The sequence below is a fragment of the Streptomyces rimosus genome (assembly GCF_008704655.1).
Taxonomy (GTDB): domain Bacteria; phylum Actinomycetota; class Actinomycetes; order Streptomycetales; family Streptomycetaceae; genus Streptomyces; species Streptomyces rimosus.
In genome coordinates this window covers 2,822,568-2,848,250 of the sequence record NZ_CP023688.1, presented here as the reverse complement: position 1 = coordinate 2,848,250, position 25,683 = coordinate 2,822,568, and the positions used below count along the sequence as shown (strand labels likewise).

Below are 25,683 nucleotides of genomic sequence, written 5' to 3'. Positions count from 1 at the left end.
CGCGGTGTGGGCGGGCCGGGCGCGAGGGCGGCCGTCCGTCAGGACTCCGGCGGCGGACCTTGCTCCGGCAGGCGGATGGTGACCTTGCCCGAGGACAGATCTATCGGCCCCTTGCCCGGATCGCTGTCGCCGGTGTCGGTGACCACCAGGGTCAGCCGTCGCCGCTCCTCGTCGGTGTGCTTGCGCCCCGGCGCGAACAACTCCTCCACCAGGTTGAACATCCCGCCCCCTGACGACGTGGCCTGTCCCGTACGACGAGTGTAGGCACCAACGGAACGAAACGGGCGAGTGCGGACCGATTAGCTCCCGCGTGGGCCGCCTGCCGCGCTCCGGTGGGCACCCACCGAGAGGCGCGCACCGGCCGGGCAGCCGTCAATTCACCGTCAACTCACCTTCAGCCGCAGAATCCGGTCGTCGCCCTTCTTCGGCTCCCCGCGCCCGTCCGTGTTGCTGGTGACCAGCCACAGCCCGCCGTCACCGGCCGGCACGACCGTACGCAGCCGCCCGTACTCCCCCTTGAGGAACGCCTGCGGCGGCGCCGACGCCTGCCGACTGGCGAGCGGAATCCGCCACAGCCGCTCGCCGCGCAGCCCCGCCATCCAGATCGAACCCTCGGCGTACGCGATGCCGCTCGGCGAGGCGTCCGCCGTGGCCCACTGCGCCACCGGGTCCACGAACCGTGCGTCGCCCCGCCCCTTGCCCTCCACCTCGGGCCAGCCGTAGTTCTTGCCCGGCTCGATCAGGTTCAGCTCGTCCCAGGTGTTCTGGCCGAACTCGGCCGCCCACAGCCGCCCTTCGGCGTCCCAGGCCAGGCCCTGCACATTGCGGTGCCCGTAGCTGTAGACCACCGAACCGGCGTCGGGATTGCCTTGTGCCGGCTGCCCGTCCGGCGTCATGCGCAGGATCTTGCCGCCCAGCGACTTCCTGTCCTGCGCGAGGCCGGTGTCGCCGGTCTCGCCGGTGCCCGCGTAGAGCATCTTGTCCGGACCGAAGGCGATCCGGCCGCCGTTGTGGACCGTTCCCTTCGGGATGCCCTTGAGCACCGTGTCGGGCGCGCCCAACTGCTGGCCCGCGGGCTTCTTCTCGTCGTAGAGCATGCGGGCGACGCGGTTGTCGGACTCGGTGGTGAAGTACGCGTACACCTGGTGGTCCCGGCCGTACGACGGTGCCACCGCGAGCCCCAGCAGGCCGCCCTCGCCGCCCGGCGCCACCCCCGGCACCGTCCCCAGCTCGGTCTTGCGGCCGCCGTCCGCCGCCACCCGCCAGACCTTGCCGGTGTCGCGCGAGGACACCAGCAGGTCACCGCCCGGCAGCGCGGCCACTCCCCAGGGTGAGGTGAGATCCGTGGTGAGGGTGCCGGTCACCGTCACCGAGCCCTTGGCGGGCGGGGCGGAGACGGAGGCGGAGGGCCGCGGACCGCCCGGGGACGAGGCGGCGGCGGAGCCGGCCCCGCCCGGCGCGCCGCCGGACGAGCACCCCGCCGCGAGCAGCAGCGAGGCGGCGGCCAACACGGAGGTCACGGAGCGTCGTTGCACGGCGAAGTCCTCTCGTCGACGGAACCCGCCTTACGACACCACACCCCACCCCCCAAGTCAGGCCCCCACTCCGACCCACCGCCCCGCGCCCGTCAACCGGTCGCCGTGGTCCCGTGCCCGTCAACCGGTCGCCACCGCCCCGTGCCCGTCAACCGCCCGCCGTCGCCCCGCTCCCGTCAACCGCCCGCCGTAGCCCCGCGCCCGTCAACCAGCCGCCACCGCCCCGTGCCCGTCAACCGCCCGCCGTCGCCCCACACCCGTCAGCCGCCCGCCGTAGCCCCATGCCCCCCACCCGGCCACCACCGCCCCGCGCCCGTCAACCGACCGCTGTCGCCCCACGCCCGTCAACCGGCTGCCGTAGTCCCGCGCCCGTCAACCGCCCGCCGGGCGCCCCGCTCCCGTCACCCGCCCCGCTGCCCCCACCCTGCTAAGTTGACGCCGGCGCCCGGCCCCGGACTCAGTCCCAGGACCCCCGCGCCGGTGGCAGCGCCGCGATCTCCGCCAGGTCCCGGCGGTCCAGTACCAGGCCGGCCGCCGCGGCGTTCTCGGCGGCCCAACGTTCCTTCTTCGTCCCCGGTACGGGCACCACATGCCGCCCCTGCGCCAGTACCCACGCCAGCGCCACCTGCCCCGGCGTGGCCCCGTGGCGCGCGCCGACCCGGCGCAGACCGGCCACCACCGGCTGGTTGGCGGCCATCATCTCGGCCGTGAAGCGCGGGTGCCGGGCCCGTATGTCCTCCGGTTCGAAGCCCTGGCCGGGCGTCAGTGTGCCGGTGAGGAAGCCGTTGCCCAGCGGCATCGCGGCGAGGAAACCCACGCCCCGCGTGACGCACCACGGCAGCAGCTGTTCCAGCGCCTCCTTCGACCACACCGACAGCTCGGCCTGCACGCTGCTGACCGGGAACACCTGCTGGACGCGCTCCAACTGGCGCAGCGTCCCGTCGTACAGCCGCGTGCCCCGGCGGCGCCCGGCGCGCGCGCCCACCGCGCACAGCCCCAGCGACCGCACCTTTCCGGCCGCCACCAGTTCCGCCATCGCGCCCCAGGTCTCCTCGATGGGCACCTCGGGGTCGGTCCGGTGCAGCTGGTAGAGATCGATCACATCGGTCTGGAGGCGGCGCAGCGAGGCGTCGCAGGCCCGCTTCACGTACCCGGGCCGCCCGTTGGCGACGATGTGCTGCTCGCCCACCAGCAGCCCCACCTTGGTCGAAACGAAAGCCTCCGCGCGGCGCTCTTTCAGGGCCCGGCCGACCAGCAGTTCGTTGGTGAACGGACCGTACATGTCGGCGGTGTCCAGCAGGGTGCAGCCCCGGTCGAGCGCGGCGTGCACGGCGCGCAGCGAGCCCTCCCCGTTGCGCTGCGACTCGGTGTACCCCCAGCTCATCGGCATGCAGCCGAGTCCGATAGCACCCACTTCGAGCGCTGTAGCCCCGATTGTCCTGCGCTCCACGCGGTCGTGCCTCCATCCCCTCGCCCCCGATCAAGGGCCTGACCAAACTAACGTCTGGGCACGGAGGGCATCGCATAGCCTCTGGCCATGGCACCTGAGGACCCGCGCACCGCCGCGAACGACGTATGGCTCCCGATCCCTCCCGACGAGGTCGGCGGACTCCCGGACTGCTTCCGCTACGTCCATTGGGACGCCGGGCCGGAGTTCCCCGCCGACCCCGCCCGCTGCGCCTTCTATGTGGTCCCGTACATGAAGGGCGCTGAGGCGTCCGTACGACCGTTGCCGGAGATGACCGGCCTGCGGGCCGTACAGACGCTGACCGCCGGAATCGAGCACATGCTGCCCGCGCTGCCCCACATGCCCCCTGGGACCCAGCTGTGCAACGCCCGTGGACTGCACGATGCCAGCACCGCAGAGCTGGCGCTGACCCTCACGCTCGCCGCGCTCCGCGGCATCCCGGACTTCGTCCGCAGCCAGGACGAGGAGCGGTGGGCGACCGGCTTCCGGCCCGCTCTCGCCGACAAGACGGTGCTCATCGTGGGTTACGGCTCGATCGGCAGTGCGATCGAAGACCGGCTCACGCCTTTCGAGTGTGCGCGGGTGGCACGCATTGCGCGCACCGCACGTGAGACCGTGCGCGGGCCCGTGCTTCCGCTCGCCGAACTGCCCGCCGTGCTGCCCGAAGCGGACGTCGTGATCATCGCGACGCCGCTCACCGACACCACCCGTGGCCTGGTAGGAAGCGATTTCCTGGCGCGGATGAAGGACGGGGCGCTGCTGGTGAACGTCGCGCGCGGCGCCGTCGTGGACACCAAGGCGCTGCTTGCGGAGCTGGAATCCGGTCGGCTGTGCGCGGCCCTGGACGTCACCGACCCGGAACCGCTGCCCGCCGGACACCCGTTGTGGCACGCTCCCGGCGTGCTCATCACTCCACACGTCGGTGGCCCCAGCTCTGCCTTCCTGCCCCGCGCGAAGCGTCTCATGAGAGATCAGCTGTCGCGCTTCGCCACCGGCGAGCCCTTGCGCAACGTCGTGGCTACGGCCGGGTGAATCCTGCCCGACCCCCTTGCGGGTAGCTCTACGGGGCCGTACGACTGCACTGGGTATCCGCATACCACCCGCAGTCACGCTGCGTAGAGCGGCTATGTCCCTGAGTGACGATCCTGGTGTATCGTCCGAGCGGGGGCCGCGCCGGGAGTGATGCGGCGCAGTGCGAAAGACCGGAACCGAGGGGGGCGACGGGCGATGTACGGCCGATGGACGAATCGCGAAACAAGCACTCCGCGATCACCTGGAGGGACACCTCCGGGGCCCTGGGCGCGTCGGGTGTCACGCGCGCACCGACCACGACGAGGCCCCGCGGCGCACGGGAGGAGAGAGCGGTGAGCGCCACGGGCGCGGTCCTCACCCGGCCGCCGGTGCAGGCCGGCGGGGCCCCGGGCGTGGTGCCGCAGGTCGTGCTCGCGGTGGTCTGCGGCGGCTACGCCCTGGGCGCCGCGCTCGGCTGGGGATCTACCGAACTCGCCCTGTTCATGGGCGACTTCGGACTGAGCCTGGCCGCCTTCGCGGCCGCCGGTTCCTGCTTCCTGTACTCCCGCAGGCACCACGGCCGGTTTCGACCCGCCTGGCTGCTGTTCGCCGCCTCCTCCACGATGGCGGGGCTCGGCAACGGCATCTGGGGCTGGTACGAATTCGTGCTGCGCGAGCCGGTCCCGAGTCCGTCGCTCGCCGACTTCTGCTTCCTGCTCTTCGCACCACCCGCCATCGTCGGCCTGCTCGTCCTCGCCAAGAGGCCCGTGACCAAGGCCGGCTGGGTGTGCCTGGGGCTGGACGCCTGGCTGATCGGCGGCTCGCTGCTGACGCTGTCCTGGAGCCTGGCGCTCGCGCACACCGCGCACTTCCAGGGCCAGAGCGTGCCGCAGGGCGCGCTCGCGCTGGCCTATCCGCTGCTGGACATCGTGCTGGTGAGCATGGTGCTCGCGCTGCACTTCAAGCGCTCTTCGGCGCACCGCTCGGCGATCAACACCGCCATCGCGGCGCTGGCCCTGACGGTGCTGTGCGACGCGCTGTTCAGCTCGCCGCTGCTGCGCGAGCACTACCGCTCCGGCCAGATCCTGGACGCCGGCTGGTTCGCCGGCTCGATGCTTCTGACGTACGCGCCGTGGGTGGCCCGACGGCTGCCCGGCGGCGACACCGCGCCGGCCGCCACCGAGCGCTCCGCGCCGCGCACACCGCCGGCCACCTCGGCGGCCACCCGGCCCATCGCCGGCTCGCTCGCCGCGCTCACCCCGTACCTGGCCGCCGCCGTGTGCACCCTGGGCATCCTGTACAACGTCCTGGACGGCCGCCGCATCGACCGCGTGGTGCTCTTCACGGGCTGCACGGTCGTCCTCGCCCTGGTCGTGCGTCAGGGCATCATGCTGCTCGACAACATCACCCTCACGCAGGAACTGGCCCAGAAGGAGAACCACTTCCGTTCCCTGGTCCAGGGCTCCAGCGACGTCATCATGATCGCCGCGCCGACCGGGATACTGCGCTACGTCAGCCCCGCCGCCGCGGGGGTCTACGGCCGGGACGCGGAGGAACTGGTCGGCTCCGAGCTGGCCTCCCTCATCCATCCCGAGGACCTGGGACGCGTGGTGCACGAGGTGCGCAGATTCCTCGCGGCCAAGCCCGAGGAGGAACCGACCACCCGTATCGAGTGCCGGTTCCGGGCAGGGGAGAACCGCCCCGGCGGGGAGAAGTGGCTCAACGTGGAGTCCACGGTCAACCGCCACCACGGCGGCCTGATCTTCAACTCCCGCGACGTCACCGAACGCGTCCGCCTCCAGGCGCAGCTCCAGCACAACGCCTCGCACGACGCGCTCACCGACCTGCCCAACCGGGCCCTGTTCACCGAGCGGGTCAGCCAGGCGCTGACCGGCCGCCGCGCCACCGATCCGGGCACCGCCGTGCTCTATCGACCTGGACGGCTTCAAGCAGGTCAACGACACCATCGGCCATCAGGCGGGCGACGAACTGCTCGTCCAGGCCGCCCGCAGACTGGCCGAATCCGTACGGGCCGGGGACACCGCGGCCCGGCTGGGCGGCGACGAGTTCGCCGCGCTGATCATGGGCGACGGCACCCGTGACCACGCCGCCCGGGAGCACCGCATCCTGGAGGTCGCCGACCGGCTGCGCATCCGGCTCTCCGAGCCGTACAAGATCGACGGCCGGGACGTCCGGGTCGCCGCCAGCATCGGCGTCGCCTTCGCCGAGCCGGGCATCACCCCCGGCCCCCTGATGCGCAACGCCGACCTGGCGATGTACCGCGCCAAGCAGGCCGGCAAGGGCTGCGTCAAGCTGTACGCACCCCAGATGCAGGCCGACGTGGTGCGCCGCGCCGAGCTGGCCACCAAGCTGCGCACGGCGCTGCACGACGGCGAGTTCGCACTGCTGCACCAGCCCGTGGTGGAGCTGGCCGACGGCCGGATCACGGCGGTCGCCGCGCTCGCCCGCTGGCGCTCCGCCCAGGGCATACTTTTCACCCCCGCCGAGTTCCTGCGGGTCGGTGACCGCGGCCGTCTCAAGGAGGACGGCGACCGGACCGCCGAGCTGGGCCGCTGGCAGCTGGAGGAGGCGGTGCAGCAGGCCGCCGGCCGGCACCGGGCGGGCCATCCGGTCCCGGTGGCCGTGCGGATCTCCGCCCACCGGCTGCTGGACCGCGCGCTGCCGCCCAAGAGCATCGAGGCGCTGCTGTCCCGGCACGGCCTGCCGTCCGGGTCGCTGGTCCTGGAGCTGGCCGACACCGATCCGCGGATACCTCTGGAGGAGCTGGAGCGGCGTCTGGTCGCCCTGCGCCGCCTGGGGGTGCGGATCGCCCTGGACGGCTTCGGCAGTGGCGCGGCCGCCATCGGCGCGCTGCGCCGGCTGCCCGTCGACGTGCTGCGGCTGGACCGCGACCTGGTCGACGGGGTGGTGGACTCCGCCCGGCTGCACAAGATCACGTCCGGGCTGCTGCGGATCGCCGCCGACCTCGGCATGCAGTCCGTCGCGGACGGCGTCGACCTGCCCGAGCAGGTCGTCGCGCTGCGTTCGATGGGCTGCACCCACGGCCAGGGCATGGCCTTCTCCGGGCCGCTGGACGAACACCGGCTGCGCCGCGCGCTGACCCAGGGCGGCTATCCGGTGCCGGGTCCGGGCAGCGAGGGCCGGGCGGTGGTGCTCAGTGGTACGGGCCTGCCCGTACGCCACGTCAAGAAGGGGCGCGAACCGGTGTCACCCGGACGGGTGCTGGGCGAACTGCCCAGGCGATTCGCGCCGGGGGACGGCCGGGACGCAGCGGAGGCGGCCCTGGCACGGCCTCCGCTGCGCCCAAATAGTGAGACCTCCGTCCCACCCACTTGACACTCGGCTGGCCCCGGGGGGAGGGTCAGTTCCATGCGCACCCGAATTCTCGTACTTGGAAAGCGCGTCGGCTGAAGCTGGGTCACTGAAGAAACCCAGCGCTCCGCACCGGCGCGCTCCCCTCGCTTGCCTCACGGCACGAGGGGTTTTTTGTTGCATAACTGCCCCCATACCCCACCAAAACCCTCAGCTTCGAGAAGAGACGCAGATGACCGAGCAGGCCACCGGGGCCCACCATCCGCAGCCGCGGGCCCGTCACTCCGGCGGGGCGCACGCGCCCGCCACCGTGGAGCACGTCACGGGCGCGCAGTCCCTCATCCGTTCGCTCGAAGAGGTCGGGGCCGACACCGTGTTCGGCATTCCGGGGGGCGCCATCCTCCCCGCGTACGACCCGATGATGGACTCCTCGAAGGTCCGTCACGTCCTGGTCCGCCACGAGCAGGGCGCCGGCCACGCCGCCACCGGCTACGCCCAGGCCACCGGCAAGGTGGGCGTCTGCATGGCCACCTCGGGGCCCGGTGCCACCAACCTCGTCACGCCGATCGCCGACGCCCACATGGACTCCGTCCCGATGGTCGCGATCACCGGCCAGGTCGCCTCCAAGGCGATCGGCACGGACGCCTTCCAGGAGGCGGACATCTGCGGCATCACGATGCCGATCACCAAGCACAACTTCCTGGTCACCGACGCGGCCGAGATCCCCCGCACCATCGCCGAGGCGTTCCACATCGCCTCCACGGGCCGCCCGGGCCCGGTCCTGGTGGACATCGCCAAGGACGCCCTCCAGGCGCAGACCACCTTCTCCTGGCCGCCGCACACCGACCTGCCCGGCTACCGCCCGGTGACCAAGCCGCACGCCAAGCAGATCCGCGAGGCCGCCCGGCTGATCACCGAGGCCCGGCGCCCGGTCCTGTACGTCGGCGGCGGTGTGCTGAAGTCCGGCGCCACCGCCGAGCTGAAGGTGCTGGCCGAGCTGACCGGCGCGCCCGTCACCACCACCCTGATGGCCCTGGGCGCCTTCCCCGACACCCACCCGCAGCATCTGGGCATGCCCGGCATGCACGGCACGGTCGCCGCCGTCACGGCCCTGCAGAAGTCCGACCTGATCGTCGCGCTCGGCGCCCGCTTCGACGACCGGGTCACCGGCAAGCTGGACTCCTTCGCCCCGCTGGCCAAGATCGTGCACGCCGACATCGACCCGGCGGAGATCGGCAAGAACCGCGCGGCCGACGTGCCGATCGTCGGTGACGCCCGCGAGGTCATCGCCGACCTGGTCGTCGCCCTCCAGGCCGAGCACGCCGCCGGCCACAGCGCCGACTACACGGCCTGGTGGAAGGACCTGAACCGCTGGCGCGAGACCTACCCGCTCGGCTACACCCACCCGGACGACGGCAGCCTGGCCCCGCAGCAGGTCATCCAGCGCCTGGGCGAGCTGGCCCCCGAGGGCACCATCTACGCGGCGGGCGTCGGCCAGCACCAGATGTGGGCCGCCCACTTCATCGACTACGACACACCGTCCACCTGGCTGAACTCCGGCGGCGCCGGGACGATGGGCTACGCCGTCCCGGCCGCGATGGGCGCCAAGGCCGGCCGTCCCGACCGTACGGTCTGGGCCGTCGACGGTGACGGCTGCTTCCAGATGACCAACCAGGAGCTGGTCACCTGCGCGCTGAACAACATCCCGATCAAGGTCGCCATCATCAACAACGGCGCCCTGGGCATGGTCCGCCAGTGGCAGACGCTGTTCTACAACCAGCGCTACTCGAACACCGTCCTGCACAGCGGCCCCGAGGACTGCGCCGCCACGGCCGGGGTGGCCGGCGCCGGCACCCGTGTGCCGGACTTCGTCAAGCTGGCCGAGGCGATGGGCTGCGTCGCGATGCGCTGCGAGGACCCGGCCGAGCTGGACGCGGTGATCGCCAAGGCCAACGCGATCAACGACCGGCCGGTGGTGGTGGACTTCATCGTCCACGAGGACGCCCAGGTCTGGCCGATGGTCGCGGCCGGCACCTCCAACGACGAGGTCATGGCGGCCCGCGGCGTCCGCCCCGACTTCGGCGACAGCGAAGACGACTGAGCCACCGGGACGCGCGAGACGCGGATAGAAGGAAGAAGACCGACCATGTCCAAGCACACGCTCTCCGTCCTGGTGGAGAACACCCCCGGCATCCTGGCCCGGATCGCCGCGCTGTTCTCCCGCCGCGGATTCAACATCGACTCGCTCGCCGTCGGCGTCACCGAGCACCCCGACATCTCCCGCATCACCATCGTGGTGAGTGTCGAATCGCTCCCCCTGGAGCAGGTCACCAAGCAGCTCAACAAGCTCGTCAACGTCCTGAAGATCGTCGAGCTGGAACCCGGCTCCGCGGTCCAGCGGGAACTGGTGCTGGCCAAGGTGCGCGCCGACAACGAGACCCGCTCGCAGATCGTCGAGATCGTCCAGCTCTTCCGTGCCAAGACCGTCGACGTCTCCCCGGACGCGGTGACGATCGAGGCGACCGGCAGCAGCGACAAGCTCGAAGCGATGCTCAAGATGCTGGAGCCGTTCGGCATCAAGGAGTTGGTGCAGTCCGGCACCATCGCCATAGGGCGCGGCGCCCGGTCCATCACGGACCGCTCGCTGCGCGCACTGGACCGCTCCGCCTGAGCGTACGGGCCCGTACGGACCGTATCGCGAGACCCCTGAACCATTCCTGACGAGCCCGACGTAATGTGTCGGCAACCAGCTAGATCCAAGGAGATACCCGAAGTGGCCGAGCTGTTCTACGACGACGACGCCGACCTGTCCATCATCCAGGGCCGCAAGGTCGCGGTTCTCGGCTACGGCAGCCAGGGCCACGCCCACGCCCTGTCCCTGCGCGACTCGGGCGTCGACGTGCGCGTCGGCCTGCACGAGGGCTCCAAGTCGAAGGTCAAGGCCGAGGAGCAGGGGCTGCGCGTGGTCAGCCCCGCCGAGGCGGCCGAAGAGGCCGACGTCATCATGATCCTGGTGCCGGACCCGATCCAGGCCAAGGTCTACGAGGAGTCCGTCAAGGACCACCTCAAGGACGGCGACGCGCTGTTCTTCGGGCACGGCCTGAACATCCGCTACGGCTTCATCAAGCCCCCGCAGCACGTCGACGTGTGCATGGTCGCCCCCAAGGGCCCGGGCCACCTGGTGCGCCGCCAGTACGAGGAGGGCCGCGGCGTGCCGTGCATCGCGGCCGTCGAGCAGGACGCCTCCGGCAACGCCTTCGCGCTGGCCCTGTCGTACGCCAAGGCCATCGGCGGCACCCGCGCCGGCGTCATCAAGACCACATTCACCGAGGAGACCGAGACCGACCTGTTCGGTGAGCAGGCGGTGCTCTGCGGCGGCGCCTCGGCGCTGGTCAAGGCGGGCTTCGAGACGCTGGTCGAGGCCGGCTACCAGCCGGAGATCGCGTACTTCGAGTGCCTCCACGAGCTGAAGCTGATCGTGGACCTCATGTACGAGGGCGGCCTGGAGAAGATGCGCTGGTCGGTCTCCGAGACCGCCGAGTGGGGCGACTACGTCACCGGCCCGCGGATCGTCAACGACGCCACCAAGGCCGAGATGAAGAAGGTGCTCGCCGAGATCCAGGACGGCACTTTCGCGAACAACTGGATGGCGGAGTACAACGCCGGTCTGCCGAAGTACAACGAGTACAAGAAGGCCGACGAGGACCACCTGCTGGAGACCACCGGCAAGAAGCTCCGCAAGCTCATGAGCTGGGTCGACGAGGAGCAGTAAGCCGTTCGGCGCGGGGCCGTGGCACACGCTGCGGCCCCGTTCGCCATGACGGCCGGCCGCACCCGCACCGCGGTGTTGTCCATCCCGTCACACCACTGCCGGGTGATCCTTCCGAAACGGCGGATGAACGGAAGGGGCCCGCCACTACACTGCACAGCACAAGCGCGTCAGGCTCACAGCGTCGTGCGTCTTCCACGCGGCTGCCCCCTTCACCGCCTTCGGCCGTCGGGACGGCCGTCCTCCCCCGTTGCCGCAAGGGGTACGGGAGGGGCCCCCAGGATTAGTGAGGATGAAGACCACGTGAGCTCGAAACCTGTCGTTCTGATCGCCGAGGAACTCTCGCCCGCCACCGTCGACGCCCTCGGCCCGGACTTCGAGATCCGGCACTGCAACGGCGCCGACCGCGCGGAGCTGCTGCCGGCCATCGCCGACGTCGACGCGATCCTCGTGCGCAGCGCCACCAAGGTGGACGCCGAGGCCATCGCCGCCGCCCGCAAACTGAAGGTCATCGCCCGCGCCGGCGTCGGCCTGGACAATGTCGACGTGTCCGCCGCCACCAAGGCCGGCGTGATGGTCGTCAACGCGCCGACCTCCAACATCGTCACCGCCGCCGAGCTGGCCTGCGGCCTGCTGATCGCCACCGCCCGCAACATCCCGCAGGCCAACACCGCGCTGAAGAACGGCGAGTGGAAGCGCAGCAAGTACACCGGCGTCGAGCTGTCCGAGAAGGTCCTCGGCGTGGTCGGCCTCGGCCGGATCGGCGTGCTGGTCGCGCAGCGCATGTCCGCCTTCGGCATGAAGATCGTCGCGTACGACCCGTACGTGCAGCCCGCCCGCGCCGCGCAGATGGGCGTGAAGCTGGTCTCCCTGGAGGAGCTGCTGGAGGTCTCGGACTTCATCACCGTCCACCTCCCCAAGACCCCCGAGACCATCGGCCTGATCGGCGACGACGCGCTGCGCAAGGTCAAGCCGACGGTGCGCGTCGTCAACGCCGCGCGCGGCGGCATCGTGGACGAGGCCGCGCTGGCCAGCGCCCTCAAGGAGGGCCGGGTGGCCGGCGCCGGCCTGGACGTGTACGCCAGCGAGCCCTGTACGGACTCCCCGCTGTTCGAGTTCGACCAGGTCGTCGCCACCCCGCACCTCGGTGCCTCCACGGGGGAGGCACAGGAGAAGGCGGGCATCGCGGTCGCCAAGTCGGTGCGCCTGGCGCTGGCGGGCGAGCTGGTGCCGGACGCGGTCAACGTCCAGGGCGGCGTGATCGCCGAGGACGTCAAGCCGGGACTGCCGCTGGCCGAGCGGCTGGGCCGGATCTTCACCGCGCTGGCCGGTGAGGTCGCGGTCCGCCTCGACGTCGAGGTGTACGGCGAGATCACCCAGCATGACGTCAAGGTGCTGGAACTGTCCGCGCTCAAGGGCGTGTTCGAGGACGTGGTCGCCGAGACCGTCTCGTATGTGAACGCCCCGCTGTTCGCGCAGGAGCGCGGCGTCGAGGTGCGCCTGACCACCAGCAGCGAGTCGGCCGAGCACCGCAACGTGGTCACGGTGCGCGGCACCCTCGCGGGCGGCGACGAGATCTCCATCTCCGGCACGCTGGCCGGCAACAAGAACCAGCAGAAGATCGTCGCGGTCGGCGAGCACTCCATCGACCTCGCGCTCGCCGACCACATGGCCTTCCTGCGCTACGGCGACCGCCCCGGCGTGGTCGGCACCCTCGGCCGGATCCTCGGCGAGGCGGGCATCAACATCGCGGGCATGCAGGTCTCCCGGGCCGATGCGGGCGGCGAGGCGCTGGTCGCGCTGACCGTGGACGACACCATCCCGCCGGCGGTGCTGGCCGAGATCGCCGAGGAGATCGGCGCCACCTCGGCGCGCGCGGTCAACCTCACGGACTGACGCCACGGCCGGACCGTGCACCACCGGGCCCGGACCTCCGCTGCGGCGGGAGTCCGGGCCCGGTGCCGTACGGGTGTCGGGAGCCGTTGGGTGATCCCGCAACGATTCACCCGTTCGGCGTAGCGCGGGGTGATGCCGGGCGCCCCGGAAACACGCCGCCGGACCGGTGTTCCGGGGGTTTTCCGACTCGCTGCGCTTCGCGGGGCGACGCGCAATGGGAACTGCGCGTGCCCCCTGCCGGCGCGTGCGGAAGGAGAGCGACGCCATGAACGCACCCCTGGGTGAGAACCCTCAGGAGCTGACCGGCAAGAACGTGGTCGACGCGGAGGGCACCAAGGTGGGCTCGGTCCAGCAGATATACCGGGACGACGCCACCGACAGGCCCGAGTGGATCACCGTGCGGACCGGTCTGTTCGGCATGAAGGAGACCTTCGTACCGCTCGCCGGTGCCCGGCGCGTGGGCGACGAGTGCCAGGTTCCGTACACCAAGGACCAGATCAAGGACGCGCCGCGGATCGACGCGGACGGCCACCTGGAACCGGGCGAGGAGGAGCGGCTGTACCGGCACTACGGGATAGCGCGTCCGGGCACCGCGCCGTCCGGCACGGTACCGGGCCGCACCACGGCCGCCGGTGCCGGAATGGGTACCGCCGGAGCCGCCGGCGCGCCCGGCATGCGCCCGCCGGAGGAGCGCCGCCGGGAGCGGACCGAGTCCAGGCCGCTGGCGGGTGCCGGGGCCGGTGCCATGTCCCGCGGCCGGGACACCGACGCGCGCGCCAAGGAGCAGAACCCGGAGATGATCATCTCCGAGGAGCACGTCGAGCTGGGCACCGAGGCGCACGAGGCGGGCCGCGCCCGGCTGCGCAAGCACGTGACCACCGAAGAGGTGCACCGCACCGTTCCGGTCAGCCACGACGAGGCGCACCTCGTCCGCGAGAAGATCAGCGACGAGGAGCGCCGCACCGGCCGGACCGGGCAGCACAAGCTCGGTGACGGCGAGGTCGAGGTCACGCTCTACGAGGAGCAGGCCGTCGTACGCAAGGAGAGCGTGCCCGTCGAGCGCATCCGGCTGGAGACCGAGCGGGTCACCGAGCAGCAGGAGGTCAACACCGAAGTCCACCGCGAAGAGGTGGAGTTCGACGACGGCAAGGCCACCGGCCGTCGCGGCCGCCGGAACCGGGGCGGCCCGGGTCCGGAGCGGGGCGGCATGGGGCCCGAGCGGGGCCGGTAGGGAGGCACGCGAGGCGCCGCCGCTTCCGGCGGTTCCGCCGTTCGGAGAGCCCGGCCCGCCGCACCGCGTGTGTGGCGGGCCGGGCTCTCCGTACGGGCAGGGGCGATCGCGTCCCTCCGTACATATATGGGCGTATCAAGGACGGACAGCCGTATGAGACGCCCGTACAGGACAGGTGTCCGGCGGACTTAGGCTGACCGCATGGGACACCGCGAAGACCTGCTGGAAGGTGCCAAGCGCTGCCTGCTCGACAAGGGGTACGCACGCACCACCGCCCGCGACATCGTGGCCGCCTCCGGCGCCAACCTGGCCTCCATCGGCTACCACTACGGCTCCAAGGACGTCCTGATGCGCCAGGCGCTGGTGGAGACCGCCGCGGAGTGGGGCGCGGGGTTCGCCGATACGGGCGAGGCCGGCGGGCCGGCGCCGGAGGGCGACCCGGTGGAGCGGTTCGCGGCCATGTGGGACCTGATCCTGCGCCGCTTCCAGGAGCAGCGGGAGTTCGTGACCTCCCAGGTCGAGGTGTTCGGCCTGCTGCCCCGCGACCCCGAGCTGCGCACCGCGCTGGCCCCGGTCCTGCCGGAGGGCGGCGAGGGGCTGGTCGCGGTCTTCGAGGGCGTGCCGGACAGCGCGGTCGACGCGGAGACGGCGCGCGTCGTCGGCTCCTTCTACCAGGCGCTGCTCACCGGCCTGATGGTGCAGTCCCTGATCAACCCCGGGTCGGTGCCCTCGGGCGGGGACCTCGTGGAGGCGATGCGGCGGGTCCTGTCGGGCTCGGTGCTCGGGCCGCGCGCGGGGTGTACGGAAGGTGAAGGCGGCGCGATGGGGGAGGGGAGTTCCGGGGGAGGGGCCGGGGCGGTCTAGGACCGGCGGTGGACCGGCCGGTTCCTGTTGGCACGACGGTCCGCCCGCACCGTGTTCGGCCCGGCTGGTCAACCGGCCGATAGCGTTCGGTATTTGACCGTGTGCCACTTGTCCGGACGCGCCGCCAGGTTCTAGGCTCGCCGTACGGGACCAGGCAGCAGCTGCCGCCGGGCCCGGATCTCCCAGACCCAGAGGTCGCCGAGCAGTTCCCACCCATGATCGGCCGGAGATCCGCGCCACGCAGCGAACGAAGCGACTCCGGCCCCGCCCTTCCCGGCCTGTCCAGCCAGGGGCCCTCCCGCGCGCCCCCGGCCCACCAGGAAGGGCGGTCAGTGCCGGGTGAGGGGGAAGAGGAGCCCCGTCGCCCGGTACCGGTCGCCGCCGGTTCCGGTTCTTCTCCCGGCGGCGGCCGCACCCTGTGCGGACAGCCCGATTCGCCTCAGGTTTCCGGGTGCCCGCCGACTCACATCGTGCGTCCGGACCTCTCGCCTGTCCAGTACTCAACAATGCGTATTCGCGTGCGGGCCGTTGGATGCGGAGGCCGTGCGCGCTCGGGGCGCACGGCGCGCGAGCCGGAGCGATCTACAGCGCCGCCCCGCCTGACCACCGGGCCGGGACGCCCCTGGCACATGCCACCACCACCTCACCACGACGCCGGTGCCTGCCACCGACACCTCACTACCGCACCGGTGCCTGCCGCCATCGCCTCACAACCGCGCCGTCTTCAGCGCCATGTGCAGCAGCAGCCGGTCCCCGCCCTCGTCCAGGTCCAGACCGGTCAGCTTCTCGACGCGGCCGAGCCGGTAGTAAAGCGTCTGGCGGTGGATACCGAGCGCCTGGGCGGCGCGGCCCGCCTGGCCCGCGCAGTCGAGGAACACCTCGGCGGTACGGGCGAGTTCACTGTGCGCGGGCGCCAGCAGAGGGCGGACGGTCGAGTCCGGTTCGGCCGACGGCAGGCCGGTCAGCAGGCGGTACGAGCCGATGGCGGCCCATTCGGCCACCGGGCCCAGCCGCGGCTCGGCGCGGGCGGCCCGCGCCGCGGCCAGCGCCTCGTGCCAGGTGGTGGGCAATCCGGCCAACTCCCGTACGGGCGTACCGAGCCCGGCGGCCACCGGCAACGTAGGGGAACCGGCCCCGGACGGCGCCAGGCCCCCGCCCGCGCGCGGGGAGCGCAGCAGGTGTTCGGCCACCGTGTGGGCCGCGGCGAGGGAGGACGGCGAGCGCAGCCGTACGAGAGCCGCCAGGGACGGGGCGTCGGCGGTCGCGCGCGGCGGCGGGGCGGGGGTGGCGCGGCGTGCCGCCGGGGCGGACGGGGCGGCGGACGGGGCCGGGCGCGGGGCCTCGGCGCCATTCGTGGACCCGTTTGCGGACGCATTCGCGGCGGGCAGTGTGCAGGCGGCGAGCAGCCCCGGCAGATTGGGCAGTGGCGCCTGATCGGCCTCGGGGACGTCCCATGGCGTCACCGCGACCACCATCAGGGGCGCGTCCGGCGCGGAGCGCAGGCCGTCGCGCAGCGCCGCCGCCGCGGAGGAACGCTCCCCGGGCCGCGACAGCAGCAACGCGCGCAGCAGGTCGCCCAGCTCGGCGCCCGCGCGCGCCTCCGCCGCCAGCAGGGCGCCGATGCCCGCGGCCGACTCCATCGCCTGCTCGATACGGGGGTCCGGAGGCGTCCCGCCCCCGCCCAGCTCCAGGTCGGTCAGGTGGCCGTCGTCCAGCAGCCAGACGTAGCCGTGGACGATGCCGCGATGGCGTACGGGCAGGCAGATGCGCCCCTTGAAGACGCCGGCCGCCGGGTCGGGCGGGATGCGCAGCGCCGTCGTCGCGCGGGCGATGCCGAACGCCTCGAACCAGGCCCGTACGGCCGCCGTCGAGCGGCGCTGGAGGATCGACCGGGTCCGTACCGGGTCCATGACCAGGTCGTCGTCGCCTTCGTGGGCGCCGAAGGCGATCAGCCCGAAATCGCGGTCCTCAAGGGTGGCCGGTGCGCCGAGGGCGGCCGAGATCTCGTCCACGAGCTGTTGGTAATCGCCCCGCATGCGCCGCGCGGCTCCTTTCCGTCGCTCCCCGGGGCGGTGTGCCCCCGGTGTCCGTGCGGTCACCGGGGGACGTGCGCCCACCGGTGCCGTTGTGGTCGTCCACCATTGTCATACATCTGTCTGAGATCCCGGCCACGAAGGCCAGACAGCTGTCGATGGCCGGGAAGTAGCGAGATCCTTAAGTTTCAGGTGGCTCATCTTGCCGTCGCGCCCGCCTGCCCGGCGCCTGTCCGGCAATGTCACCCTGAATCGTGGAGGTGCCCCGTGCTGGGTCCCGTGCTTCTCGCAGCAGCGCGCAGCGACAGCATCCGCCGTATCGTTTCGGCCGCTCCGGTCACCCGCCCGGTCGTGGACCGCTTCGTCGCCGGCGAGGAGCTGGACGCGTCCATGGCCGCCGTACGGTCCCTTGCCGACCGCGGTATGGAGGTCACCCTCGACCACCTCGGCGAGGACATCACCGACCCGGCCGAGGCGCTGCGCAACCGCGACGCCTACCTCCGCCTGACCGCCGCCCTGAAGGACCTGGGCCTCGGCGAGCGCGCCGAGATGTCGGTCAAGCTCTCCGCCTTCGGACAGGCCCTGCCCGGCGGCCACGACCTGGCGCTGAAGAACGTCACCCCGGTCGTCGAGGCCGCCGCCGAGGCCGGCACCACGGTCACCCTCGACATGGAGGACCACACCACGGTCGACTCGACCCTGGCGATCCTCGGCGAGCTGCGCGCCCGCTTCCCGCAGACCGGCGCGGTGGTCCAGTCCTACCTCTTCCGCACCGAGGAGGACTGCCACGCGCTGGCCTGGGAAGGCTCCCGCGTGCGCCTGGTCAAGGGTGCCTACAAGGAGCCCGCGACGGTCGCGTTCCAGGACAAGCGGGAGGTCGACAAGGCGTATGTACGCTGCCTGAAGATCCTGATGGCGGGCAAGGGCTACCCGATGATCGGGTCGCACGACCCGCGGATGGTGGCGATAGGCCAGGAGCTGGCCCGCCGCTTCGGCCGCAAGCCCGCCGAGTACGAATTCCAGATGCTCTACGGCATCCGCGAGGCCGAGCAGCAGCGCCTGGTCGCGGAAGGCCACCGGATGCGTGTCTACATCCCGTACGGCACCGACTGGTACGGCTACTTCATGCGGCGCCTCGCCGAGCGGCCCGCCAACCTCGTGTTCTTCCTGCGCTCGCTCGCCACCAAGGGCTGAGCCAGGCGTCCGGCCCGCGGCCGGACCCCGCGCGCCGGGCCGCCGCCGCGGCCGGGCGCCCCACAACGTGACGCACCCGCACACCCCCGACCGAAGGAGACGGCCGACATGGACGCCGTGACCCACGTCCCCGCCCCGTACAACGAGCCGGTGCACGGCTACGCCCCCGGTTCCCCCGAGCGGGCGCGCCTGGAGGCCAAGCTCAAGGAGCTGGCCGAGAACCCCATCGAGCTGCCGATGACCATCAACGGCGAGAAGCGGATGGGCGGCGGCGAGCGCTTCGACGTCGTGCAGCCGCACAACCACAAGGCGGTCATCGGCACGTACGCCAACGCCACCCGCCAGGACGCCCAGGACGCCATCGACGCCGCCCTGGCCGCCGCCCCGGCCTGGCGCGCCATGTCCTTCGACGACCGCGCCGCGATCCTGCTCAAGGCCGCGGACCTGCTGTCCGGCCCGTGGCGCGAGACCATCGCCGCCTCCACGATGCTCGGCCAGTCCAAGACCGCCCAGCAGGCCGAGATCGACGCGCCCTGTGAGCTGGTGGACTTCTGGCGCTTCAACGTCCACTTCGCGCGCGAACTGCTCCAGGAGCAGCCGCCCATCCAGCCGAACGGCGTCTGGAACCGCCTGGACCACCGCCCGCTGGAGGGCTTCGTCTACGCGATCACGCCCTTCAACTTCACCGCCATCGCCGGCAACCTGCCGACCGCGCCCGCCCTCATGGGCAACGTCGTCGTCTGGAAGCCGTCCCCCACGCAGACCCACTCCGCGATCCTGCTCATGCAGCTCCTGGAGGAGGCCGGCCTGCCCAAGGGCGTCATCAACCTGGTGACCGGCGACGGCAAGGAGGTCTCCGAGGTCGCGCTGCCGCACCCGGAGCTGGCCGGCGTCCACTTCACCGGCTCCACCGCCACCTTCCAGTACCTGTGGAAGGCGGTCGGCGAGAACATCACGAACTACCGCTCCTACCCGCGCCTGGTCGGCGAGACCGGCGGCAAGGACTTCATCGTCGCCCACCCGACCGCCGACCCGGCGATCCTGAAGACCGCCATCACCCGCGGCGCCTTCGAGTACCAGGGCCAGAAGTGCTCCGCGGCCTCCCGCGCCTACATCGCGCGCTCCCTGTGGGAGGGCGGCTTCAAGGACGACCTGGTCGCCGAGGTCGAGGGCCTGACCATGGGCGACGTCACCGACCTGTCGAACTTCATCGGCGCCGTCATCGACGACCGCTCCTTCGCCAAGAACAAGGCCGCGATCGACCGCGCCAAGCAGGACCCGACCTGCGAGATCGTCGCGGGCGGCACGTACGACGACTCGGTGGGCTACTTCGTGCGCCCGACCGTGATCGCCTGCTCCGACCCGGAGAACGAGGTCTTCAAGACCGAGTACTTCGGCCCGATCATCGCCGTCCACGTCTACGAGGACGCCGACTTCGACGCGATGCTGGAGCAGATGGAGTCCGCCTCGGCGTACGCCCTGACCGGCGCCGTCCTCGCCCAGGACCGCCAGGTCCTCGTCGAGGCGTCGGAGAAGCTGCGCTTCGCGGCCGGCAACTTCTACCTCAACGACCGCCCCACCGGCTCCATCGTCGGCCAGCAGCCCTTCGGCGGCGGCCGCGCCTCCGGCACCAACGACAAGGCCGGCTCCAAGTTCAACCTCATCCGCTGGATGTCCCCCCGCGCCATCAAGGAAACGATGGTCGCCCCGACGGACTACCGCTACCCGCACATGGGCTGAGCCGTAGCCCCGTAGCACGCGGACGGCCCGGCGCCCCTTTGGTGGGGGGCCGGGCCGTCCGCGTACGGTCAGCGGTCGCCGCGTGGGGGGCCGGTGATCGTCTCGTCGATGACGAAGCCCTTGGCGGGGCCTTCGGGGATGGTGATGTCGGTGCCGTAGGGGACTCGGTGTTCGGCGGCGTAGTCGCCCTTGTCGGGCATGGGGGAGGTGAACACGGTGACGATGCCGCGGAGATCATGGTCGTCGACGAGGACATAGACGGGGATGCCAGCACGGGCGTAGGCACGGCGCTTGCGGACGCGGTCGCGCGTGATGCTGTTGTGGCCAGGGGAGACCACTTCGACGGCCACCTCCACAGCAGAGGCTTTGACTCCGACTCCGTGTTCGATGACGTCCTGCGCCTCGAAATCCTCAAGGGCGATGATCACGTCGGGAATCCAAACCTTGCGATCGTGGACCACATTGGTGTCCTGGTGACCCGCGTACGGTCCGTCGGCCAAATATCTGTCGGCGGCGCGGCGCAGCTTGTTGGCGATCTGGCTGTGCGCGTAACAGCCTGTCGGCGACACCTCGATGAACCCCTCGATGATCTCGGCGTGGAAGCCCTCGGGGAGTTCCATGGCTTCCCACGCCTGCCACAGGACCTCATCCAGATCCGGCCTGGGCACCTCCTGGCCGGACGGTTCGGGGGCGAAGCCCCAGGGGGTCTCATGGGCAAGAGCGGTCATGGCGTAGCACCTCCTCCTCAAGTGTGGGCGCGCCCGGCCCCATGGCACAAGCGACGCCGTCACGCTACGGAGCCGTGTCCCCGCCCGCGCCCGGATCTCGACCGATCACCCGATCGTGCACCTCAGGCCATAGCCCGTCTCAAATAGTAGGAAGCCCAAGTAATTGTGCAGACAGCACGGCGTTGCTGGCTTAGCGTTGTAGAAGCTGAACGTTCCGCTCGATCGAGCGGTGGCGGGTGTGGCCCGGCTGTGTGGGCAGGTGATCCCTGCTGTGCCGAGGCCCCCGCGCTTTTCGGCCGTTTCCGGAAGGACGCTTCCGTTTCATTTCTCGGGGCTTTGGCATTGGAGGCGCATCATGACCAAGACCGCTGTCCGCAGAATCCGGCACTCCGCCCGTGCGACCAACGAGGCCGACCGCAAGAACGCCGCCGCCGCGCTCCAGCGGGCGCTCGACCGCCGCGACAACGGCGGCTCGACCGGGCACTGACCTCCGGCCGTCCGGTGGGCGGGCGTGCGGCGCGCGGTGCGCGCGGGCACGCCCGTCCCGGTCCGCTCAGCGGCGGCGGGTGACCTCGAAGCGGTCGACGCTCTCCCCGGACTCGGCGAGCGCGGTGACCTTCATCCGCGGCCGGTGGCCCGGCAGGACCTCGACGGCGATGAAGGAGTAGCCGGTGTAGCGCACCCGCGACCACTGCACCGTCTCCTTGACCTTCTCCCTGCCCTTGGCCCAGTGGTACGTGTCCACATGGTCCAGATCCTTGACGTGACCCTCGTAGCTGTCGGGCACCGGGAAGTCGTAGAGCGACTTGCCCGCGCCGCCGGCCGTCACGTACACGATGCCCTCGCGCGTGGAGTCCACCGTCTCGCCGATCGGCACCTTCTTCGAGACCCGGCCGCCCTTGATCGCGTCGGTCCGCTCGTAGACATGGTTGTGGCCGTTGACCACCAGGTCCACCTGGTGCTTCTCGAACAGCGGCAGCCACGCGTCGCGCACCCCGCCCTCCGAGGCGTGCGAGTTGGTGGTGGAGAAGGCGCAGTGGTGGAAGAAGACCACGATGAAGTCGATCCCCCGCGTGGCGCGCAGTTCGCCGAGCCTGCGGTCCAGCCACTTCGTCTGCCGGCCGCCGGTCACGCCGAGGTTGGCGGGGATCTCGTACGACACGTCGTTGGCGTCGAGCGCGACGACGGCGACGTTCCCGTACGTGAAGGAGTAGACGCCGGGCGCGCTCTCGGCGTCGGGACCGTTGCCCGGCAGGGTCCAGCGCGCGTTCTGGCCGCCGTACCCGTTGGGGGAGTACCACGCCTCCATGTCGTGGTTGCCGGTCGTCACCATCCACGGCACGGTCTTGGCCACCGACTCGGTCTGTGCCAGGAACTGGTCCCACTGGCGCGCGTCGTAGGTGTCGTGGTCGGTGCCGCTGCCGTCCGGGTCGGCGTAGCAGATGTCGCCCGCGTGCAGGTGGAAGGACGGGTTCTGGCCCAGGATGAGCTGGTCGTTGGCGAGCGCGTGGTAGCTGACGCCCTGGTCGCCGAAGGCGGTGAAGACGAACCGCTCGGCGCGGGCCGGTGCGGTGCGGAAGGTGCCGAGGGTGCCGAAGTGCCGGGCGTCGGCGGGGTCGAAGCCGTCGTGGCCGACGCCGTAGTAGTACGTGGTGCCCGGCCGCAGCCCGTCGAGCGCCGCGTGCAGGTAGTACTGGTCCACCGCGGGCAGCTTCTTGCTCAGCGACGGCGTGTGCAGGTCCCGTACCTCGGCCTGGATCTTGCGGCTCAGGTCCCACGGCCGCAGTCCCACACGCAGGAACGGCCGCTTGACCGCGAACGGCACCTGCCACGAGACGCGCATCTGGTGGCGGGGGTCGGCGCCGAAGGCCAGGTGCCGGCCGAACGGCGCGACCAGCGAGCCGTGCACCGCGCCGGTGGCGGGGGAGGAGAGCAGGGTGGGGGAGGCGGCCTGGGCGGGGGCCGCCAGCAGCCCGCCGCCCGCGACGGCACCCGCCGTGACGGCGGAGGTGCGCAGCAGTCCTCGGCGGGTCAGTTTCGTCCGGAGGTACTCGTGCTGCTCGGGCATGCTCAGGCGGCCGGCCAGCGGTTCGGGGATGCCCACGCGTGGTGTGTCCATGCTGCGCAACGTCGCACCGCTGTTCGACGAGCGGAAGCCCTCCGGGTGAACGGCAGGTGACCGGCTCCTCATGTGTCCGTATCCCGGACGGCATGTGTCAACCAATGGGACGAAGAGTAGGGTCCAGGCATGTCTCGCAGCATTCGCCTCGCAGTGATTCCCGGTGACGGTATCGGCCAGGAGGTCGTCGCCCAAGGACTGAAGGTCCTCGGCGCGGTCCTCCCGCAGGACGTCAAGCTGGAAACCAAGGAGTACGACCTCGGCGCCCGGCGGTGGCACGCCACCGGCGAGACGCTGCCGGACGCGGACCTGGAGTCCCTCAAGGAGCACGACGCGATCCTGCTCGGCGCGATCGGCGACCCGTCCGTACCCTCCGGCGTCCTGGAGCGCGGCCTGCTCCTGAAGCTGCGCTTCGCCTTCGACCACTACGTCAACCTGCGCCCGTCGAAGCTCTTCCCGAACACCGCGACGCCGCTCGCCGGCCGCCCCGACATCGACTTCGTCGTCGTCCGCGAGGGCACCGAGGGCCCGTACACGGGCAACGGCGGCAGCCTGCGCACCGGCACCCCGCACGAGGTCGCCACCGAGGTCAGCCTGAACACCGCGTACGGCGTGGAGCGGGTGGTGCGGGACGCGTACGCGCGGGCCGCCGCGCGGCCGCGCAAGAAGCTGACGCTGGTCCACAAGAACAACGTCCTGGTGCACGCGGGCCACATGTGGAAGAAGATCTTCGACAAGGTGGGCGAGGAGTTCCCCGAGGTCACCACCGACTATCTGCACGTGGACGCCGCGACGATCTTCTTCGTCACACAGCCCGAGCGGTTCGACGTGATCGTCACCGACAACCTCTTCGGCGACATCCTCACCGACCTCGCCGCCGCCGTGACCGGCGGCATCGGCCTGGCCGCCTCCGGCAACATCAACCCCACCGGCGCCTTCCCGTCCATGTTCGAGCCGGTGCACGGCTCGGCCCCGGACATCGCGGGCACCGGCAAGGCCGACCCGACGGCCACCGTGCTGTCCGTCGCCCTCCTCCTGCGCCACCTCGGTTACGAGGCCGAGGCGGCCCGTATCGAAGGCGCCGTCGCCGCCGACCTCGAAGCCCGCGGCACGGCCCCCCGCACCACCGGCGAGATCGGCGACGCGCTGGCCTCCCGGGTGGCGGGCTGAGGCACCGGCCCGGCCGGCGGCCGGCCGCCCACAGCGCCGGGGCGCACCGCCCCGGCGCTGTCACGCATACCCGCGACTGTGCTGCCGCCGGATTCGGTGCGACCATCGACCCCTGGCAGGCGCACACGGGTCCGGTCCCGGAGCCGGGGCGTCCCGTCCTTCGCAGCACGGCGTTTCCTCCCCGGCAGCTCGGGAGCGATAATCGAACGTGGAGCCGCCGTACGAGGGGAGTACCGGACGTCCTGTAACGGCTAGGAGTTCGTGAGCGCGGCCCCATAACCTCACCGGTGAAGGACACGCACTCATGACGACGCCCACGATCGAGCTCAAGCCCTCCGCCCACCCGCTGTCCGACGCGGAGCGGGAGAAGATCCTGGCCAGCCCCGGCTTCGGCCGGTACTTCACCGACCACATGGTGACGATCAAGTGGACGGAAGGCCGCGGCTGGCACGACGCCCAGCTGGTGCCGTACGCGCCGCTGTCGATGGACCCGGCCAACATGACGCTGCACTACGCGCAGACGATCTTCGAGGGCCTCAAGGCGTACCGCCAGCCCGACGGCACCGTCGCCACCTTCCGCCCGGACGCCAACGCCCGCCGCTTCCAGGCTTCCGCCCGCCGCCTGGGCATGCCCGAGCTGCCCGTCGAGACCTTCATCGAGGCCTGCGACGCGCTGGTCCGGCAGGACAAGAACTGGGTGCCCGCCTCCGGTGAGGAATCGCTCTACCTGCGCCCCTTCATGATCGCGAGCGAGGTCGGCCTGGGCGTCCGGCCGGCCAACGAGTACCTGTTCATCGTCATCGCCTCGCCCGCCGGCGCCTACTTCACCGGCGGCGTCAAGCCGGTCTCGGTCTGGCTGTCCCAGGAGTACGTGCGCGCCGTGCGCGGGGGCACCGGCGCCGCCAAGACCGGCGGCAACTACGCCGCCTCCCTCGTCGCCCAGGCCCAGGCCGCCCAGCACGGCTGCGACCAGGTCGTCTGGCTGGACGCGATCGAGCGCCGCTGGATCGAGGAAATGGGCGGCATGAACCTGTACTTCGTGTACGGGAACAAGATCGTCACCCCGGAGCTGTCCGGCTCCCTGCTCCCCGGCATCACCCGCGACTCCCTTCTGAAGATCGCCACCGACCTCGGTTACGAGGCCGCCGAGGGCCGCATCTCCGTCGAGGACTGGAAGGCCGCCACCGAGGACGGCTCCCTCACCGAGGTCTTCGCCTGCGGCACCGCCGCCGTCATCACCCCCGTCGGCTCCGTCAAGTCCGAGGCCGCCTCCTGGACCGTCGGCGACGGCAAGCCCGGCGAGGTCACCATGAAGCTCCGCAAGGCCCTCCTGGACCTCCAGACGGGCGCCACGCCGGACAGCCACGGCTGGATGCATCCGCTGGGCTGACCCGAGCCGCACATCGCCGAACGGCCCCCCGGCGCTTGCCGGGGGGCCGTTCGGCGTTTCGGGGGGCGGGCGGGGCGGCGCAGGCCACACCGTATTGAGCACTGCTCTAAGTTCCTTGATTCTGTTTCCGGTACATGGTTGGCGTACGGGACTCTCCTCGTTAGTGTGCCGCTCTAAAGCCTCAACAAGCGCCGCCACCCCG

At 71.4% G+C, this 25,683-nt stretch carries 18 protein-coding genes and 1 pseudogene; 13 read left to right on the top strand and 6 right to left on the bottom strand.

Going from position 1 to position 25,683, the window contains the following annotated elements; all coding sequences use genetic code 11:
• Positions 1 to 38: 38 nt before the first annotated feature.
• The 3 genes from CP984_RS11550 to CP984_RS11540 form a co-directional block, all read right to left on the bottom strand.
• Positions 39 to 221, bottom strand: a complete 183-nt coding sequence (locus tag CP984_RS11550; protein WP_003985995.1) for a DUF6191 domain-containing protein — start codon at positions 219 to 221, stop codon at positions 39 to 41.
• Positions 222 to 383: 162 nt separating this feature from the next.
• Positions 384 to 1,520, bottom strand: a complete 1,137-nt coding sequence (locus CP984_RS11545; RefSeq protein ID WP_003985996.1) for a PQQ-dependent sugar dehydrogenase — start codon at positions 1,518 to 1,520, stop codon at positions 384 to 386.
• A gap of 472 nt (positions 1,521 to 1,992) precedes the next feature.
• The gene (locus tag CP984_RS11540) at positions 1,993 to 2,985 is read right to left on the bottom strand and encodes an aldo/keto reductase (RefSeq protein WP_078575493.1); all 993 of its coding nucleotides are present in this window, start codon (positions 2,983 to 2,985) and stop codon (positions 1,993 to 1,995) included.
• A gap of 87 nt (positions 2,986 to 3,072) precedes the next feature.
• On the opposite strand from CP984_RS11540, the gene CP984_RS11535 reads away from it, so the two are divergent.
• The 8 genes and pseudogenes from CP984_RS11535 to CP984_RS11500 all read left to right on the top strand — a co-directional run bounded on the left by CP984_RS11535 (position 3,073) and on the right by CP984_RS11500 (position 15,107).
• On the top strand, positions 3,073 to 4,035 hold the full coding sequence (locus CP984_RS11535) for a 2-hydroxyacid dehydrogenase (RefSeq protein WP_003986031.1): 963 nt from the start codon (positions 3,073 to 3,075) through the stop codon (positions 4,033 to 4,035).
• 332 nt (positions 4,036 to 4,367) lie between these two features.
• Positions 4,368 to 7,371, top strand: a pseudogene (locus CP984_RS11530) (putative bifunctional diguanylate cyclase/phosphodiesterase).
• Positions 7,372 to 7,579: 208 nt separating this feature from the next.
• Complete coding sequence (locus CP984_RS11525; RefSeq protein ID WP_003986032.1) at positions 7,580 to 9,448, top strand: acetolactate synthase large subunit; 1,869 nt, start codon at positions 7,580 to 7,582, stop codon at positions 9,446 to 9,448.
• A 45-nt stretch (positions 9,449 to 9,493) separates the two neighbouring features.
• The gene (gene ilvN, locus CP984_RS11520; protein ID WP_003986033.1) at positions 9,494 to 10,018 is read left to right on the top strand and encodes an acetolactate synthase small subunit; all 525 of its coding nucleotides are present in this window, start codon (positions 9,494 to 9,496) and stop codon (positions 10,016 to 10,018) included.
• Between the two features lie 102 nt (positions 10,019 to 10,120).
• Positions 10,121 to 11,119 carry a ketol-acid reductoisomerase gene (gene ilvC, locus CP984_RS11515; protein WP_030179085.1) on the top strand — a complete coding sequence of 333 codons (999 nt, stop codon included), beginning with the start codon at positions 10,121 to 10,123 and terminating at the stop codon, positions 11,117 to 11,119.
• 300 nt (positions 11,120 to 11,419) lie between these two features.
• Positions 11,420 to 13,012 carry a phosphoglycerate dehydrogenase gene (gene serA / locus CP984_RS11510; protein ID WP_003986034.1) on the top strand — a complete coding sequence of 531 codons (1,593 nt, stop codon included), beginning with the start codon at positions 11,420 to 11,422 and terminating at the stop codon, positions 13,010 to 13,012.
• A gap of 265 nt (positions 13,013 to 13,277) precedes the next feature.
• A complete protein-coding gene (locus tag CP984_RS11505; RefSeq protein WP_003986035.1) occupies positions 13,278 to 14,243 on the top strand; it encodes a PRC and DUF2382 domain-containing protein in 966 nt (321 codons plus the stop codon).
• A 201-nt stretch (positions 14,244 to 14,444) separates the two neighbouring features.
• Complete coding sequence (locus CP984_RS11500; protein WP_078575494.1) at positions 14,445 to 15,107, top strand: TetR/AcrR family transcriptional regulator; 663 nt, start codon at positions 14,445 to 14,447, stop codon at positions 15,105 to 15,107.
• Between the two features lie 707 nt (positions 15,108 to 15,814).
• Here CP984_RS11500 and CP984_RS11495 read toward each other — a convergent pair.
• Positions 15,815 to 17,143, bottom strand: a complete 1,329-nt coding sequence (locus CP984_RS11495) for a PucR family transcriptional regulator (RefSeq protein ID WP_030179091.1) — start codon at positions 17,141 to 17,143, stop codon at positions 15,815 to 15,817.
• 264 nt (positions 17,144 to 17,407) lie between these two features.
• On the opposite strand from CP984_RS11495, the gene CP984_RS11490 reads away from it, so the two are divergent.
• Both CP984_RS11490 and pruA read left to right on the top strand, forming a co-directional pair.
• Positions 17,408 to 18,334 (top strand): proline dehydrogenase family protein, encoded by a 927-nt coding sequence (locus CP984_RS11490; protein ID WP_003985229.1) that lies wholly within the window; start codon positions 17,408 to 17,410, stop codon positions 18,332 to 18,334.
• Positions 18,335 to 18,442: 108 nt separating this feature from the next.
• On the top strand, positions 18,443 to 20,074 hold the full coding sequence (gene pruA, locus CP984_RS11485) for an L-glutamate gamma-semialdehyde dehydrogenase (protein ID WP_003985228.1): 1,632 nt from the start codon (positions 18,443 to 18,445) through the stop codon (positions 20,072 to 20,074).
• Positions 20,075 to 20,142: 68 nt separating this feature from the next.
• On the opposite strand, the gene CP984_RS11480 is transcribed toward pruA, so the two are convergent.
• Positions 20,143 to 20,802, bottom strand: coding sequence for a Uma2 family endonuclease (locus tag CP984_RS11480; RefSeq protein ID WP_003985227.1), 660 nt, complete (start codon positions 20,800 to 20,802; stop codon positions 20,143 to 20,145).
• 355 nt (positions 20,803 to 21,157) lie between these two features.
• Here CP984_RS11480 and CP984_RS42615 point away from each other — a divergent pair, with 355 nt between their 5' ends.
• Positions 21,158 to 21,289, top strand: a complete 132-nt coding sequence (locus CP984_RS42615; protein ID WP_003985226.1) for a hypothetical protein — start codon at positions 21,158 to 21,160, stop codon at positions 21,287 to 21,289.
• Positions 21,290 to 21,355: 66 nt separating this feature from the next.
• Here CP984_RS42615 and CP984_RS11475 read toward each other — a convergent pair whose 3' ends face one another.
• On the bottom strand, positions 21,356 to 22,921 hold the full coding sequence (locus tag CP984_RS11475; protein ID WP_030179095.1) for a fibronectin type III domain-containing protein: 1,566 nt from the start codon (positions 22,919 to 22,921) through the stop codon (positions 21,356 to 21,358).
• A gap of 129 nt (positions 22,922 to 23,050) precedes the next feature.
• Between CP984_RS11475 and CP984_RS11470 the strand changes: the two genes are divergently transcribed.
• Both CP984_RS11470 and CP984_RS11465 read left to right on the top strand, forming a co-directional pair.
• Entirely contained in the window at positions 23,051 to 24,091 is a 1,041-nt protein-coding gene (locus tag CP984_RS11470) for a 3-isopropylmalate dehydrogenase (protein WP_003985224.1), read from the top strand.
• Positions 24,092 to 24,395: 304 nt separating this feature from the next.
• Entirely contained in the window at positions 24,396 to 25,481 is a 1,086-nt protein-coding gene (locus CP984_RS11465) for a branched-chain amino acid aminotransferase (protein WP_003985223.1), read from the top strand.
• Positions 25,482 to 25,683: the final 202 nt, after the last annotated feature.

Excerpts from the sequence above, each read along its gene's own strand:
- CP984_RS42615 (WP_003985226.1), top strand. The coding sequence starts at position 21,158 with ATGACCAAGACCGCTGTCCGCAGAATCCGGCACTCCGCCCGTGCGACC.
- CP984_RS11495 (WP_030179091.1), bottom strand. The coding sequence starts at position 17,143 with ATGCGGGGCGATTACCAACAGCTCGTGGACGAGATCTCGGCCGCCCTC.
- CP984_RS11505 (WP_003986035.1), top strand. The coding sequence starts at position 13,278 with ATGAACGCACCCCTGGGTGAGAACCCTCAGGAGCTGACCGGCAAGAAC.
- CP984_RS11465 (WP_003985223.1), top strand. The coding sequence starts at position 24,396 with ATGACGACGCCCACGATCGAGCTCAAGCCCTCCGCCCACCCGCTGTCC.
- CP984_RS11525 (WP_003986032.1), top strand. The coding sequence starts at position 7,580 with ATGACCGAGCAGGCCACCGGGGCCCACCATCCGCAGCCGCGGGCCCGT.
- ilvN (WP_003986033.1), top strand. The coding sequence starts at position 9,494 with ATGTCCAAGCACACGCTCTCCGTCCTGGTGGAGAACACCCCCGGCATC.
- pruA (WP_003985228.1), top strand. The coding sequence starts at position 18,443 with ATGGACGCCGTGACCCACGTCCCCGCCCCGTACAACGAGCCGGTGCAC.
- CP984_RS11535 (WP_003986031.1), top strand. The coding sequence starts at position 3,073 with ATGGCACCTGAGGACCCGCGCACCGCCGCGAACGACGTATGGCTCCCG.
- CP984_RS11500 (WP_078575494.1), top strand. The coding sequence starts at position 14,445 with ATGGGACACCGCGAAGACCTGCTGGAAGGTGCCAAGCGCTGCCTGCTC.
- CP984_RS11550 (WP_003985995.1), bottom strand. The coding sequence starts at position 221 with ATGTTCAACCTGGTGGAGGAGTTGTTCGCGCCGGGGCGCAAGCACACC.
- CP984_RS11470 (WP_003985224.1), top strand. The coding sequence starts at position 23,051 with ATGTCTCGCAGCATTCGCCTCGCAGTGATTCCCGGTGACGGTATCGGC.
- CP984_RS11480 (WP_003985227.1), bottom strand. The coding sequence starts at position 20,802 with ATGACCGCTCTTGCCCATGAGACCCCCTGGGGCTTCGCCCCCGAACCG.
- CP984_RS11475 (WP_030179095.1), bottom strand. The coding sequence starts at position 22,921 with ATGGACACACCACGCGTGGGCATCCCCGAACCGCTGGCCGGCCGCCTG.